The organism is Hydrogenophaga palleronii NBRC 102513 (assembly GCF_001571225.1).
GTDB lineage: Bacteria > Pseudomonadota > Gammaproteobacteria > Burkholderiales > Burkholderiaceae_C > Hydrogenophaga > Hydrogenophaga palleronii.
This window is the reverse complement of the sequence record NZ_BCTJ01000017.1, coordinates 63,658-77,981: the sequence shown is the minus strand read 5'-3', so window position 1 is coordinate 77,981 and position 14,324 is coordinate 63,658. Positions and strand designations below refer to the sequence as shown.

Here is a 14,324-nt window from a genome sequence, read left to right as displayed (position 1 = left end):
GTGTTGCCCCCTGGAGGGGGTGGCGCGAAGCGACGCGGGGGAGTGCTTCATGCTAGGCCTTCAGGCCGTCCCAGCAGATGCCGAAGGCTTGCGCCAGCGCCGCCTCGGTGTCGGGCAGATCGCCGCTGCGCAGCAGGTTGGCGGTGTCGCGCACCGAGCCGAAGAAGTTGGCGGCCAGCAGCATGGTGGGCACGTCCTTCACGATCTGCTGCGCCCGCGCTTCGTCAAAGAAGCCCAGGCAGCCGCTGGCAAAACGGGCCGAGAACTGGCGCGAAGCCTCGCTGAACCAGGGCGAGTTGTAGTACTGGTCCATGAACACCGCCTCGGGGTAATGCGCCAGGCGGTGGCGCAGCAGGCGCGTCCAGTTCTGCTGGATGCGGCGGCGAAACGGCGCATTGGGCTCGATGCCGCCATCGATCAACGCCACCAACGCGCCCTTGACCTGCTCGTACAGGGCATTGAGCAGCTCTTCCTTGGAGCGGTGGTAGACGTACAGCGTGCCGGTGGCAATGCCCGCCTCGCGCGCAATGCCGGCCATGGTCAAGCCGCTCAGGCCGACGCGCTCCACCAGCGCGAGCGTGGCGCTGGCGATGGCTTGTTGCTTGTCGTCGTCCTTGGGTTTCATGGAGGCGCGATCTTAAGCGAATGAATGTTCATCCGTCAACCGAGGCGGGGAAGGACTCGCAACGCGGCCGACGCCAGTCAGACAGCAGCCGAGAGGTTGCAAGGCTCCGCTACCTGGGTTCGTGTTCGCACGGAGTTGAAAAACGTCGTTTCAAAAATGGTCTTGCGTTGGTCGCGATACCGCCAGCCCGCCAGATGTGACCAAGCTTAAAGTTGCTCAACGTTTGGCCTCCATGGGCTCATCAAGGCGAGCGAAGCGGAGGTATCTGTCGAATGCAAAGCGCCTTTGCGAACACCTGCGATGGCGGGGTTAAGGCGACAGCTCACGATACCCTGACTCGATAGTGTTCATCGTCGACTCTTGCGTCGACGCAGCGTACGTGGCTATACCGTGGTGATTGAGAAAGAAGCCCCCGAATCTCTACCTTCTTTGCTTCAGGCATTCGAGCCCCCAAGATGACGCCACGGATAGCTTCTGCAGGGAACTCGAACAGATGTATTGCCTCTGGGCCATCACCGATGATTCGCGACGCGGAGCTAAGTGGCTGGATCATTCGCCACTCAGCTTCATACTGCCACTCCAACCCCTTCGTCATGAACGCCGAGAAGTCATCGACCTCCGAAAGCGTAAGTGACGGTCGCTTGATGCTGTATGTGACCTTGCGCAGATGCCGAAGCTCATCCTTCAAGTTGACGCGACAGTCGAAGAATGGCGAGCAATCGTCGAACTCCAACACAAACCCTCTGTGAGAGTCGGCGTAGTGCGCCCACATAAGAAGGTTGTCGGCTGACTCCGTTAAGCAAAGTATCCCTACCTGCTCCTCAAGCTTCCGTGCCATGACGCCCTGAAGGCCCGGAATCAAGTGTGCTGCCATGTCCTCAACCGCCTTCTGCGTTTGCGAAAACTGGCTCACCATCAGCGTCTGTAACACCTCGGGGGAGAGCAATCGTCTTTGCTCGATCGGAAGCTTTGAAAACTCGTCCTCAAGCAGACTTGGCATCGCTTGTCGCAGCGCAGCTGCGACGCAATCGGGCGACGCTAGCACTGCAAGATGAGGCTTGAGCTCGAAGGGATCGTTCAGGACTGCAGGGGAGGAAAAGCGGATCGACCGATTCAACAAGACGTCGGTACGGTCAGGGTGAAAGTACTTGTAGAGCGACATATCAAGAGCGTCGAGTTTGGAGCCTCAAGCTCGCGAAATGCACTGGCACTTGTGCACTGCTAGACCGCTTTGCAAATCGTGGCGGCCAATTCACACAAGCACGAGAGGCGACAACGGACAGTCGCAACTGTTCTAACTGCCCTCGGCAGGGCCGGCTCAAGCCCCGTGGCACTTCTTGTACTTCTTCCCACTCCCACAAGGGCAAGGGTCGTTGCGGCCCGGGGTGGCTTCCTTGCGCACCGGCTCGATGCGCGGGCCCAGGCTGCGGCCGATCTGCGCCAGGTCGTAGACGGCCCAGATGGCGGCGCCGAAATCGTTCAGGCGGTCGTCGCTCACGCTCGGCGGGCCGTCTTCGGCGTGCATGTTGACGGTGGGTTCGCCGGTGTCGTCTTCGGTCAGGGCCACCACCTTGTCCAGCGCTTCGTCGATCCAGGCGGCGGTTTCCTTGTCGCGTGGCGGCTCCCAGTCTTCGCTCCAGTTCTCCACCACGAACATGAAACCCAGCGCCCACACCTGCGCGTAGGCCGGCAGGTCCTGGCCCTTGAACTCGGCGCGCTCTTCTTCGGGCAGCGAGGCGACGGCGCCGCGCACGTCCATCAGCTCGGGGTGGTAGCTGCGTTCGTCTTCCAGCGTCTCCACCGGCGCGGCCAGCGAGGCCGCCACCTCGGCCTGGCGGCGCGACCACAGGGCCATGAACTGTTCGTACTGCGCGGTGTTGGCGAAGTGGGTGCCTTCTTCCTGCGGGGCGGTGGGCAGCGGGCCGGTGCCCAGCAGCACGGGCAGCCACTCGGCGGCCTCGATGGGGCGGCGCGTGCTCAGCAGCGCGGCCATGGCGCCTTCGCAGAACTCCCATTGCGGCACTTCTTCATCGCGCGTGCGCAGGTCGTCCAGGATGGCGTCGAGCGCGTCGTAGTCTTCGTGGTCCAGCGGGGTCTGGGCGTCGGGGGAGGTATCGGGGGTGGTGTCGTTCGTGGTGGTCATCGTGCGCCAATGTCGGGGTTCTATGATGGCCGCCAGTGTAGCCAGCCCCGCCCCACACGCAGAAAGCCACGATGCTCGACCGTCTCAACGCCATCTACCCCACGCGCTACACCGCCTTCGGCCTGTGCGTGTTGATCGCCCTGCTGAGCCTGTTCGCGATGGTGGTGTCCGGCGGCGGCCTGGCGCTGCTGCTGTTCCTGGTGTTCGGGGCGCTGTCCATCGTCGGCGTCTGGGACATGCAGCAAACCAAAAGCTCGGTGCTGCGCAACTACCCGGTGATCGGCCACCTGCGTTTCATGTTCGAGAAGATCCGGCCCGAGATCCGGCAGTACTTCCTGGAGGCAGACAACGACGCCACGCCGTTCTCGCGCAGCCAGCGCAGCCTGGCCTATGCACGCGCCAAGGGCGAGCCGGACCAGCGCCCGTTCGGCTCACAGCTCGACATGGCCTGCGACGGCTTCGAGTGGCTCAACCACTCGATGCAACCCAGCACGCTGCCCTCGCACGATTTCCGGCTGCTGATCGGTGGCGATGCCTGCACGCAGCCTTACGACGCCAGCGTGTTCAACATTTCGGCCATGAGCTTTGGCGCACTGTCGGCCAACGCGATCCAGGCGCTCAACGCCGGTGCGAAGCGCGGCCGCTTCGCGCACGACACCGGTGAAGGCTCGATCTCGGCCTGGCACCGCCTCAACGGCGGCGACCTGATCTGGGAGCTCGGCTCGGGTTACTTCGGCTGCCGCGACGAACACGGCCGCTTCAGCCCCGAGCGCTTCCAGGCCAGTGCGATCGACCCGCAGGTGAAGATGATCGAGATCAAGCTCAGCCAGGGCGCCAAGCCGGGCCATGGCGGCGTGCTGCCGGGCCCCAAGGTCACGCCGGAGATTGCGGCCGCGCGCGGCGTGCCGGTGGGCGTGGACTGCATCTCGCCCTCGTCGCACAGCGCCTTCTCCACGCCACTGGAGCTGATGCACTTCATCAGCCGGCTGCGCGAGCTCTCGGGCGGCAAGCCGGTCGGCTTCAAGCTCTGCATCGGCCACCCGTGGGAATGGTTCGCCATCGTCAAGGCCATGCTGCAGACCGGCGTGCGGCCCGACTTCATCGTGGTCGACGGTGCCGAGGGTGGCACGGGCGCGGCGCCGCTGGAGTTCACCGACCACGTGGGCGCGCCGCTGCAGGAGGGCCTGCGCCTGGTGCACAACACGCTGGTGGGCGTGAACCTGCGCGAGCACATCAGAATAGGCTGCGCCGGCAAGGTAGTGAGCGCCTTCGACATCGTGCGCGCCATGGCCATCGGCGCCGACTGGTGCAACAGCGGACGCGGCTTCATGTTCGCCCTCGGCTGCCTGCAGGCCCAGAGCTGCCACACCGGCCGCTGCCCCACCGGCGTCGCCACACAAGACCCGGTGCGCCAGCAGGCTCTGGTGGTGCCCGACAAGGCCGAGCGCGTGTTCCACTTCCACCAGAGCACGCTGGAAGCGCTGCGCGAACTGGTGCAGGCAGCCGGCCTGCAGCACCCGCGCCAGATCACCTCGCACCACCTGGTGCGCCGCGTGAGCGAGAACGAGGTGAGCCTGCTCGCCAAGCTCCTGCCGTCCACACCACCGGGCGCACTGCTGACCGATCTGGCGGCACAGCACACGGTGTTCACCACCTACTGGGAACGGGCGAGTGCGGAGCGGTTCGGGCTGGCTTGACGGCCCCGGTCGATCAGCCCAGGCACGCCCACACCGCCACCACCGCTGCGGCCAGCCCCGCCACCGTGCGCACGGTGTTCCAGCGCGTCCACTCGCGCACGTAGACCGGCCCGTACGCCGCGGCTTCGGCTGATGCGGCATCCAGCTTCGCGAGCCGGTCGTTGCGCGGCACGTTGAAGGCCATGGTGACGCCGAAGGTGCCGACGGCGCAGAGCAGGCCGGTGGCGATCAGCCCGGCCTGGTGGGCGCTGCCGGCGGGCAGGAAGGCCAGCACCAGGCAGACCAGCGACAGCAGCAGCGTGCCCATGAACACCCCCATGAACCCCGGGTTGATGCGCTGCATGGCGGCCACGCCCTGTGCGGCGGGCAACTGCGCCAGCGCCTTCATGACGAAGCTGGAGAAGGCGAAGAAGGTGCCACCCATGGTGGCCGCGCCCAGGGCCGTGAGCAGCAGCAGCGCAGCCAGAACGAGGGCACGGCGGGGTGCGTCATTCCGAAAGAGCCGGGCTCCATTGGCGGCAGACGTGCACGCCCACGCGGGCCAGTCGCTTGGCCATGCAGAGCACGGCGTCGTCCTTGCTGACCAGGGTGGCGCGGTGGGCGGCGGCGAGGTCGATGAACTTCTGGTCGTCGGCGTCCTTGCAGGCGTAGGCCGCCCTGGGCGCCACGTCCACCAGGCGGGTGCCGCGGTCGAAGGCGTCGAGCACCTCCTGCGCCGGGCGCGCCTGCGCCGCCAGGCTGCGCACGATCTGCGGGTAGGCCAGCACACGCACCAGTTCTTCGCGCATGGCGGCAGTGGCCAGCCAGGTACCGGGCGTGCGGGCGAGGGCGTCGCGCAGTGGCGCGGTGGACGGGTCCTGGAAAACGAAGAGGTCGAGCGCGATGTTGGTGTCGAGCACCAGCGCGTCGGTGGTCATCGGCTCGATGGACAACACGCTCAAGTCTCGGTGGTGCGGGGTTTTCGGGCGGTGAGATCGAAGCGGAACAGCCGGCATTCGATCGGGCCGTTCCACAGCGGCACGCGGCGCGATTCCTTGAAGCGCATCTTGCCGGGCAGCTTGAGGTCGGGCGTGAGCAGCCAGGCGCTCCAGCCCGCGTAGTGGGTCTTCCAGTGCGCGGCGAGCTGGTTGAAGAAGTCGCTGCCGTCGCCGCCATCGGCCATCTGCGCGCTCTCGCGGCCCTGGCCTGGGGTGGGTGGCGGGGGTGCACCCACGGTGAAGGTGCGGGGCGCGCGCGGCGCCATGCGCTGGGCGCGTGCGCTGGCGCGGTCTTCCGAATTCTGACCGGCCACACCGGCGGCAGCAATGCGCTCGCCGTAAGGCGGGTTGAGCAGCAGCACGCCGGGTTTGTCGCTCGGCGGTGTGCGTTGCAGGGCATCGCCGCCGCGCAGTTCCACCGCGTGCGCCACGCCAGCACGTTCGGCGTTGCGCTGCGCGAAGTCGACCATGCGGAAGGACACGTCGCTGCCGAACACGATGGGCGGCTGGCCCTCGGGCCATTCGCGTTGTTGCCGCTGCGCGTCGGCCTTGATTGCCTGCCACACGTGCGGCTGGAACGGCAGCAGTTTCTCGAACGCAAAGCGGCGCAGCTGGCCGGGCGCGATGTTGAGCGCGATCTGCGCCGCCTCGATCACCACCGTGCCGCTGCCGCAGCAGGGGTCGTACAGCGGCGCGATCTCGTTCAGCGGCGTGTCGGGCCCGGCCTGCCAGCCGGTGGCCGCGATCATGGCGGCGGCCAGGGTTTCCTTCAGCGGCGCATCGCCCTTGTCTTCACGCCAGCCGCGTTTGAACAGTGGCTCGCCCGAGGTGTCGATGTACAGGCTCACCGTGTCGGTGGTCAGGTGCACGTAGATGCGCACGTCGGGCCAGGTGGTGTTGACGCTGGGCCGCTCGCCGCGTTTGGCGCGGAAGCGGTCGCAGATGGCGTCCTTCACCTTGAGAGCGGCGAAGTTGAGCGAGGTCAGCGGGCTGTGCTGCGCAGTGATCTCGACCTTGATGGTCTCCTTCGGCGTGAACCAGATCTCCCAGGCCACCTCGCTGGCGGCGGCGTACAGGTCTTGCTCGCTGCGGTAGCCGCCGTGCCAGAGCTGCACCAGCACACGCTGGGTGAGGCGGCTGTGCAGGTTCAGCCGCATGGCGTCGCGCCACGACGCGTTGAGCGCCACGCCGCCGCGCCCCTTGTAGGGCGAGGCCTCGCCGGTGATGGCCTGGACCTCGGTGGCGAGCATGTCTTCCACGCCGGCGGCGCAGGGCAGAAAAACCTGGAGTTGATTCATAAAAAGACGTTTCGCCACCGGGCCGCCCCAAGGCGGAAGCGGTGGAGCGTGGGGGCCGTGTTCAAAGTGATTTGCGCAGGTTGGCAGGCGCGATGCGCAGCGCCTCGCGGTACTTGGCGACGGTGCGGCGCGCGCACTCGATGCCTTGCTCGCGCAGCAGGTCGGAGAGCTGGTTGTCGGACAGCGGCTTGCTCGGCGCCTCGGAGGCAATGAACTGCTTGAGCAGCGCACGCACCGCGGTGCTGGACGCGTTGCCGCCGGTTTCGGTGCCGAGCGAGGAGCCGAAGAAGTACTTGAGTTCGTAGGTGCCGAACGGCGTGGCCATGTATTTGGCGGTGGTCACGCGGCTGATGGTGGACTCGTGCAGGCCGAGTTCGTCGGCGATCTCGCGCAGCACCAGCGGGCGCATGGCGAGTTCACCGTGCATGAAGAAGTTGCGCTGGCGTTCGACGATGGCGCTGGAGACACGCAGGATGGTGTCGAAGCGCTGCTGGATGTTCTTGATGAACCAGCGCGCTTCCTGCAGGCGCTGCTGCATGGCGGCGTGGCCGGCTTCGCCGCCGGCACCGCCGTCGCGCCCGCCGCGGTTCTGCCGCATGGCGTTGGCGTACACGTCGTGCACGCGCAGGCGCGGCATCACGTCGGCGTTGAGGGTGACCTTGAAGCCCCGGCCGGCGCGCGTGACGATGACGTCGGGCACGACCACGTTGCGCTCCACGTCGATGAAGCGGCGCCCGGGCTTGGGCTCCAGCCGTGCGATGAGGCCGAGCGCGGCGCGCGCGGTTTCGTCGTCGATGCCGCACAGGTTGCACAGGCGCTTGATGTCGCGCTTGGCCATCAGCTCCAGCGGCTGGCCGCAGATCGCGAGTGCGGCACGCGCCTCGGGTGTGTTGCGCAGTTCCAGGATCTGCAGGCGCAGGCATTCGCCGAGGTCGCGCGCGCCCACGCCCGAGGGCTCCATGTGCTGCAGCAGCTGCAGTGCGACCGACAGGCGCTGCTCGACCGCCTCGCGCACTTCCAGTTCGTCATCGGGGCCACCGGCGCGCGTCGGCACGCCGGAGAGTTGCAGCCAGGCGAGCGCCAGCTCGGACAGGCTCTCGTCCAGGTAACCGTCGTCGTTGAGCGACTCGATGAGGAAGTACAGCGCGGCGCGGTCTTCGTCGCTCAGGCGCAGGCAGCGCGCCTGTTCGTGCAGGAAATCCTGCAGGCTGACCGGCGCGCGCGCCAGGTCGGCGGCGGTGGCGGTTTCGTCGCCATCGCCCGAACCGCTGTTGCGCGCGGGCGCGTCGCCGCCCCACTCGCTGTCGTCGGGCGCCATCTCCACCGTGCCGTCACCCTCCCAGCTTTCTTCCACCGGGGTGGCGCCGTCGAGCTTGCCTTCCAGGCCGTCGCCCTCGGTGTCGTTGCTGCTGCTGGTGGTGGCCGCGCTGCTGTCGCTGGCCGAGAGCAGGGGACCACTCGCCTCGGGCACGGCGGCGTCGGCGATCTGCTCGCCCGCGCTCACCGGCACATCGGTCTGCTCCAGGCCGAAGGCTTCGCGCTCGGCCATGTCTTCCGTGCGTTCGAGGAAGGGGTTTTCGTCGAGCATCTGCTCGACTTCCTGCGCCATCTCCAGCGTGGAGAGTTGCAGCAGGCGGATCGACTGCTGCAGCTGGGGCGTGAGCGCCAGGTGCTGCGAGACGCGAAGGGACAGGCCTTGTTTCATGGAGGGAGCACCCCCCGCCGCGCTGCGCGCGCCCCCCCAGCAGGGGGGCGTACCCTGAGGCCTGGCAAAGCCGGTTCCTCGGGTGCCCTGGACGGAGAAACCTCCGCCGGCCAGCGTGGGTCGCACAACATGTGGGCCATCACATGCGGAAGTGTTCGCCGAGATAGACCCGGCGGACGTCGGCGTTTTCCACGATCTCGGCCGGCGTGCCGCTGGTGAGCACGTGGCCGTCGTTGATGATGTAGGCGCGGTCGCAGATGCCCAGCGTCTCGCGCACGTTGTGGTCGGTGATCAGCACGCCGATGCCACGCGATTTCAGGAAGCCGATGATGCGCTGGATCTCGATCACTGCGATCGGGTCGATGCCGGCGAAGGGCTCGTCGAGCAGGATGAAGCGCGGATCGGTGGCCAGCGCACGCGCGATCTCCACGCGGCGGCGCTCACCGCCCGAGAGCGCGGGCGCGGGCGAATCGCGCAGGTGGTCCACGTGCAGGTCGCGCAGCAGCTCGCCGAGGCGGCTTTCAATCGCTTCCTTGCCCAGGGCCTTGCCGTCCTTGTCCTGCTGCAGTTCGAGCACGGCACGCACGTTCTCGGCGACACTGAGCTTGCGGAAGATCGAGGCCTCCTGCGGCAGGTAACCCAGGCCCAGGCGCGCACGGCGGTGGATCGGCAGGTCTTCGATGGCCTGGCCGTCGAGCAGGATCTGGCCGGCGTCGCTGCGCAGCAGGCCGACCAGCATGTAGAACGAGGTGGTCTTGCCGGCGCCGTTGGGGCCGAGCAGGCCGACCACTTCACCCTTGAACACCGCGAGCGACACGTCCTTGACCACCTTGCGGCTGCCATAGGACTTCTGCAGGCCACGCGCTTCGAGCCGGCTGACCACCGGGGCGGCGGCCGGCCGGGGCCGGGATGGCGCCGCCGCAGCGGGCGCCTTGTCGGTCACATCCGTCACGGGCGCGTCTCTTCCAGCTGCGGGCTGGGCTTGAGGGTGGCGGGCGCGGCCGGCACGGCGGGCGGCGCGGCGCCTTCCTTGGGCACCGGCGTGAGCATGGCGCGCACGCGGCCGGTGGGGTTGGCCGCCGTGCGGTTGGCCGGGCCGCCATCGACGGTGAAGACGTCGGTGGTGTTGTTGTAGACGATCACGTTGCCGGTGGTCTCGTCGTTGAGCTGGGTGCCCTTGAAGCGCTTGAGCACCGCGTTGCCGGTGAAGCGCACGGTGTCGTTCTTGCCGTCGTAGTCGATGCGGGTGCCGGTGCCTTCGATGAACTCGTCCACCAGATCGCGCTTCTGGCGGAAGAAGCCGGGCTTGCCGTGCACGATGCCGAACTGGTTGCCCTGCGGGTCCTGGCGCACCTCGACCTGGTCACCCCGGATGATGATGGTGCCCTTGGTGATGACCACGTTGCCGGTGAAGACGCTGGTCTGGCGCGCATCGTCGTGGCGCAGCGCATCGGCCTCGGCGTTCAGCGGCATGTTGCGATCGGCTTTTTCCGCCTGGGCGGCGCTGGCGCACCACAAAGCGGCGCTCAAGCAGAGCAGCCAGGGGATGGCGCGGCGTGGAGTGGTGGATGCGGGCATGGGATGTGAGGGCACGAAACTTGCATTCATTGTAGCGGCCGATGGGCCTGCCACCGGCCCACCCGAGCACCAAGTCCGAGCGGTATTCCCGGTTTCCCGCAGCAGCCATGGCCTGAAAAGCAGCAGGCCCGCGCGAAGCGGGCCTGGCCGGTCATGGCGGGGTGCCCCGGCAGGCGCGCTCAGGCCTTGCGCACTTCGGCGATCAGGGCGTCGGCAATCACCAGGGTCTGTGCGCCCTGGCCCTTGACGCAGTACTTGCCGGCCACGCCCAGCGAGGGCGTGCCCTCCACACCGTAGGCGTCGTGCAGGCGGATGGCGTCGGCGATCTTGCGGCCGATGGCTTCGCTGGTGGCGATCTCGGAATAGCGCGCGCGGTCCACGCCCTGCTTGACCACCCACTCCAGGATCACCGGCGGGGTGATGAGCGGCTCGCGGTCGCCATGAATGGCCTGGAAGATTTTTGGATGCAGGGCGTCGATCTGGCCCATGGCTTCCAGCGTGAAGAACAGCTGCTGCAGCGGCACGAACTCGCGGCTGAAGCCGACCGGCACGCGCCGCAGCTTCACGTCGGCCGGTTTCTTCTGTTCCCAGGCGTGCAGCATGGGCTCGAACTGGTAGCAGAAGCCGCAGGTGTAGGCGAAGAACTCCACCACCTCGATCTGTCCCGCCGGGGCCTGCACGGGCGCGGGCGCAGGCAGGCGCACATAGTGGTTGCCCTCCTGCAGGGCGGCGCGCTGGGCCAGTGCGGGGGTGAGCGTCAGGCCGGCGGCAGCGCCAACCGCCGTGGTGCCGGCCGCCAGCAGGGACCGGGAAAAATCGCGACGTTGCATCGAATCAGGCTCCATGAGAAGGGCCACATTGGGGCGGCCGGCGCGGGCAAAAGTTCCCGCGCCGCACCGGGCGCGCCGAGAGGCCGAAGCTCAGCGCTGCACGCGCACCAGCGCCGCTTCGACGTTGTTGACCTGCAACTGCTCCAGCGTCAGGTCGGCCAGTGCCTTCTGGTTGAAGGGGCCGATGCGCACACGGAACACGGTGCGGCCGTTCTGCTCGCGCTCGCTGATGGCGGCGTCCAGCCCCAACATGGCGAGTTTGGCGCGCTGCGACTCAGCGTCTTCCGGCGTGCGGAAGGCACCGGCCTGCACGAAGTAGGTGAACGGGTCGGCGCCCGGGGGCACGGTGGCGACCGGTGGTGCGGCAGCGCTCGGCGGCGGTGCGGTCTGGCCACCCAAACGCGATTGCGCCAGGTCACCCAGCGGGTCACCGCTCGAACGCGGCGTGGTGGTGGCTGCGGCAGGGGGCGGCGGCAGTGCCTGGCCGTCGGCCGGTGGCACCACGATGGCACCCGGGGTCTGTGCCGCCGGCACGGCCGGCGCCGGCGGGGCGGGCACGTTGGCGCCGCCACCCAGGGCGCCGTTGGGGTTCCAGCCCTTGTTGCGTTCGGCTTCGCGCGCGTCCTGGTCGGCATTGCGCGAGACGTTGCGGTCCACGAAAGGGATTGGCACGCGCGTCACATAAACGGCCACCGCCAGCGCCAGGCCCAGGCCGATGAGCAGGCCCACGACCAGGCCGATCAGGGTGCCGCCGAAGGAGCTGCGGGTCGCAGAGGTTTTCTTTTTCATTGCGGGTTCACCATCACATCTTCTGCGGGGCACTGACACCCAGCACTGCCAGACCATTGTGCAATACCTGGGCGGTGGCCTTGACCAGCGCCAGGCGCGCCCGTTTCACCGCTTCATCATCCACCAGGATGCGCTCGGCGTCGTAGTAACTGTGGTAACTGGCTGCCAGCTCGCGCAGGTAGAAGGTGACGTCGTGCGGCGCGAAGTCGCGCGCAGCGTCGCTCAGCATGGCGGGGTACTTGGCCAGCAGCAGCATCAGGGCCTGGGCCGGCGCGCTGTCGAGCGCCGCGAGGTCGGCGTCGGCCAGACTCGCCACGTCGCCGCCCCAGGAGGTCAGCACCGAGCAGATGCGGGCGTGCGCGTACTGCACGTAGTACACCGGGTTGTCGTTGTTCTTCTGCACGGCCAGATCGACGTCGAAGGTGTATTCGGTGTCGGGCTTGCGGCTGAGCAGGAAGAAGCGCACCGCGTCCTTGCTGGTCCATTCGATCAGGTCGCGCAGCGTCACGTAGCTGCCGGCGCGCTTGCTGATCTTCACCTCTTCACCGCCACGCACCACGCGCACCATGGTGTGCAGCACGTAGTCGGGGTAGCCCTGCGGAATGCCGACGTCGGCGGCCTGCAGGCCGGCGCGCACGCGTGCGATGGTGCCGTGGTGGTCGGTGCCCTGGATGTTGATGACCTTGCTGAAACCGCGCTCCCACTTGGCGATGTGGTACGCCACGTCGGGCACGAAGTAGGTGAACGAGCCGTCGGACTTGCGCATCACGCGGTCCTTGTCGTCGCCGTACTCGGTGGTGCGCAGCCAGAGCGCGCCGTCCTGTTCGTAGGTCTTGCCGGCGTCGATCAGGCGCTGCACCGTGGCCGCCACGCGGCCGCTGGTGTACAGGCTGGACTCCAGGTAGTAGTGGTCGAACTTCACCGCGAAAGCCTGCAGGTCCAGGTCCTGCTCGTGGCGCAGGTAGGCGACGGCGAACTGGCGGATGCCTTCGAGGTCGCTCACGTCGCCGCTGGCGGTGAACTCGCGGTCGTCGGCCTTCACGGTTTTCTTCGCCAGGAAGTCGTCGGCGATGTCCTGGATGTAGTCGCCGTTGTAGGCCGCTTCCGGCCAGCCCGCGTCGCCCGGCTTCACGCCCTGGGTGCGCAGGTGGGTGGAGGTGGCCAGGGTGCCGATCTGCACACCGGCGTCGTTGTAATAGAACTCGCGGTGCACGGCCCAGCCCTGGGTGCTGTACAGGCTGCAGATCGCATCGCCCAGCGCGGCCTGGCGGCCGTGACCCACGTGCAGCGGGCCGGTGGGGTTGGCGGAGACGAACTCCACCATCAGCTTCTGCCCGTTGGACGGCTGCATGCCGAACGCCTCACCGGCCTGCAGCACCTCGCGCACGATCTGCTGCTTGGCCTCGGGCTTGAGGCGGATGTTGAGGAAACCCGGACCGGCCAGGTCGATGTCGGACACCCAGCGCTGGTAGACCGGCTGCGCCAGCAGCAGCCCGCGCAGGTTCTCGCCGAGCTGGCGCGGGTTGAGTTTGAGCGGCTTGGCCAGCTGCATGGCCGCGGTGCTGGCGAAATCGCCATGGGCCGCCACCTTGGGCGATTCGAACCCCGCCTTGGCACCCGCGCCGGGCGACAGGCTGTCGAGCGCGCTGGCCAGGCCGGCCAGCAGTTCCTGTTTGATCTTGAGCATAGGGGGGAGATTTTAGGCGGCGGGCGCGGCCCCGGCCGGCACCGGCCGCAGCCGCTCGCGCGCCGCCGCCTTCACCGCCTCGGTCAGCCGCTGCGCGGAGGGCGATTCGTGCGTCCAGTGGTGCCAGTACAGCTGCACGTCCACCGTGGCGCCGGGCTGCAGCTCCTCCAGCCCCGGCCGCTGCGACAGGTGCTGCTCGGGCACCATGCCCCAGCCCAGGCCGAGTTCGATCGCCGTCTCGAACGCCTCCACCGCCGGCGCGAAGTGGCGCGGGTAGTGCGGCTGGCGCAGGCCGAAGTGCTGTTCCAGGTAGGCGTCCTGCAGCGCGTCCTTGCGGTTGAAGATGATGGCCGGCTGCGCCAGCAGCTTGTGCAGCGAGACGGCGCCGCGCGGTGTGCGGCAGCGCTGCGCCACGGCGGGCGCGGCGACGCAGTGGTAACGCATCACGCCCAGCGGCTCGGCCACGCAGCCGCGCATCGCCGTGGCCAGCGTGGTGACGCAGCCCATCACGTCGCCGCTCTTGAGCGCGCTGTGTGTGTGGTCCTGGTCGTCGATCATGATGTCCAGCAGCAGCCGGTGGCGCTGCAGCAGCGCCGCCACGCCGGGCAGGAACCAGCCGGCCACCGAGTCGGCGTTGATCGCCACCGACAGGCTCTGCCAGCGCGCGCCGCCCCGGGCCGCGCCGCCCTGCAGGCCGTCGAGCAGGTCGGCTTCCATCATGCGCACCTGTTTCACATGCGCCAGCAGCGCCTGGCCGGCGGGCGTGGCGCGCACCTGCTTGCCGCGCACCAGCAAACGCTGGCCCAGCGTGTCTTCGAGCGACTTGATGCGCAGGGACACCGCCGCCAGCGTGATCGACAGCGCCTGCGCGGCAGGGCCGAAGCCACCGTGTTCGATGACGGCGTTGAGAGCCTCCAGCTGGCGGGCGTCGAGCATATGCAACTCAAGTTATTTTCAAGCGATCCGAGTTTAAGTTAACTTGATTTAAAACCGAG

General features: G+C 67.8%; 14 protein-coding genes. 1 reads left to right on the top strand and 13 read right to left on the bottom strand.

Going from position 1 to position 14,324, the window contains the following annotated elements; all coding sequences use genetic code 11:
• Nucleotides 1-52: 52 nt before the first annotated feature.
• From HPA01S_RS13500 to HPA01S_RS13490, 3 genes are all read right to left on the bottom strand, one after another.
• A complete protein-coding gene (locus HPA01S_RS13500) occupies nt 53-625 on the bottom strand; it encodes a TetR/AcrR family transcriptional regulator (RefSeq protein WP_066270839.1) in 573 nt (190 codons plus the stop codon).
• Nucleotides 626-947: 322 nt separating this feature from the next.
• Entirely contained in the window at nt 948-1,787 is an 840-nt protein-coding gene (locus HPA01S_RS13495; protein ID WP_066270835.1) for a DUF2971 domain-containing protein, read from the bottom strand.
• 156 nt (nt 1,788-1,943) lie between these two features.
• Nucleotides 1,944-2,768: a YecA/YgfB family protein gene (locus HPA01S_RS13490; protein ID WP_066270832.1), complete on the bottom strand. Its 825-nt coding sequence runs from the start codon at nt 2,766-2,768 to the stop codon at nt 1,944-1,946.
• A 71-nt stretch (nt 2,769-2,839) separates the two neighbouring features.
• Between HPA01S_RS13490 and HPA01S_RS13485 the strand changes: the two genes are divergently transcribed.
• The gene (locus HPA01S_RS13485; protein WP_066270830.1) at nt 2,840-4,465 is read left to right on the top strand and encodes an FMN-binding glutamate synthase family protein; all 1,626 of its coding nucleotides are present in this window, start codon (nt 2,840-2,842) and stop codon (nt 4,463-4,465) included.
• Nucleotides 4,466-4,478: 13 nt separating this feature from the next.
• Here HPA01S_RS13485 and HPA01S_RS13480 read toward each other — a convergent pair whose 3' ends face one another.
• From HPA01S_RS13480 to HPA01S_RS13435, 10 genes are all read right to left on the bottom strand, one after another.
• The gene (locus tag HPA01S_RS13480) at nt 4,479-4,889 is read right to left on the bottom strand and encodes an anthrone oxygenase family protein (RefSeq protein WP_066270826.1); all 411 of its coding nucleotides are present in this window, start codon (nt 4,887-4,889) and stop codon (nt 4,479-4,481) included.
• A 64-nt stretch (nt 4,890-4,953) separates the two neighbouring features.
• On the bottom strand, nt 4,954-5,400 hold the full coding sequence (locus HPA01S_RS13475; RefSeq protein ID WP_306307124.1) for a putative toxin-antitoxin system toxin component, PIN family: 447 nt from the start codon (nt 5,398-5,400) through the stop codon (nt 4,954-4,956).
• A 2-nt stretch (nt 5,401-5,402) separates the two neighbouring features.
• Nucleotides 5,403-6,740, bottom strand: coding sequence for a THUMP domain-containing class I SAM-dependent RNA methyltransferase (locus HPA01S_RS13470; protein ID WP_066270822.1), 1,338 nt, complete (start codon nt 6,738-6,740; stop codon nt 5,403-5,405).
• 61 nt (nt 6,741-6,801) lie between these two features.
• Nucleotides 6,802-8,445 carry an RNA polymerase factor sigma-54 gene (rpoN, locus tag HPA01S_RS13465; protein WP_066270820.1) on the bottom strand — a complete coding sequence of 548 codons (1,644 nt, stop codon included), beginning with the start codon at nt 8,443-8,445 and terminating at the stop codon, nt 6,802-6,804.
• Nucleotides 8,446-8,584: 139 nt separating this feature from the next.
• Entirely contained in the window at nt 8,585-9,397 is an 813-nt protein-coding gene (gene lptB / locus HPA01S_RS13460; RefSeq protein ID WP_066270819.1) for an LPS export ABC transporter ATP-binding protein, read from the bottom strand.
• On the bottom strand, nt 9,394-10,023 hold the full coding sequence (gene lptA, locus HPA01S_RS13455) for a lipopolysaccharide transport periplasmic protein LptA (RefSeq protein ID WP_066270818.1): 630 nt from the start codon (nt 10,021-10,023) through the stop codon (nt 9,394-9,396). Before lptA ends, lptB begins: the two co-directional genes overlap by 4 nt.
• Before the next feature lie 179 nt (nt 10,024-10,202).
• Entirely contained in the window at nt 10,203-10,853 is a 651-nt protein-coding gene (locus HPA01S_RS13450; RefSeq protein ID WP_066270816.1) for a thiol:disulfide interchange protein DsbA/DsbL, read from the bottom strand.
• Between the two features lie 90 nt (nt 10,854-10,943).
• Complete coding sequence (locus HPA01S_RS13445; protein ID WP_066270814.1) at nt 10,944-11,642, bottom strand: SPOR domain-containing protein; 699 nt, start codon at nt 11,640-11,642, stop codon at nt 10,944-10,946.
• Between the two features lie 13 nt (nt 11,643-11,655).
• Complete coding sequence (gene argS / locus HPA01S_RS13440; RefSeq protein ID WP_066270813.1) at nt 11,656-13,329, bottom strand: arginine--tRNA ligase; 1,674 nt, start codon at nt 13,327-13,329, stop codon at nt 11,656-11,658.
• Between the two features lie 12 nt (nt 13,330-13,341).
• The gene (locus HPA01S_RS13435; RefSeq protein WP_066270812.1) at nt 13,342-14,265 is read right to left on the bottom strand and encodes an HTH-type transcriptional regulator ArgP; all 924 of its coding nucleotides are present in this window, start codon (nt 14,263-14,265) and stop codon (nt 13,342-13,344) included.
• Nucleotides 14,266-14,324 lie beyond the last annotated feature (59 nt).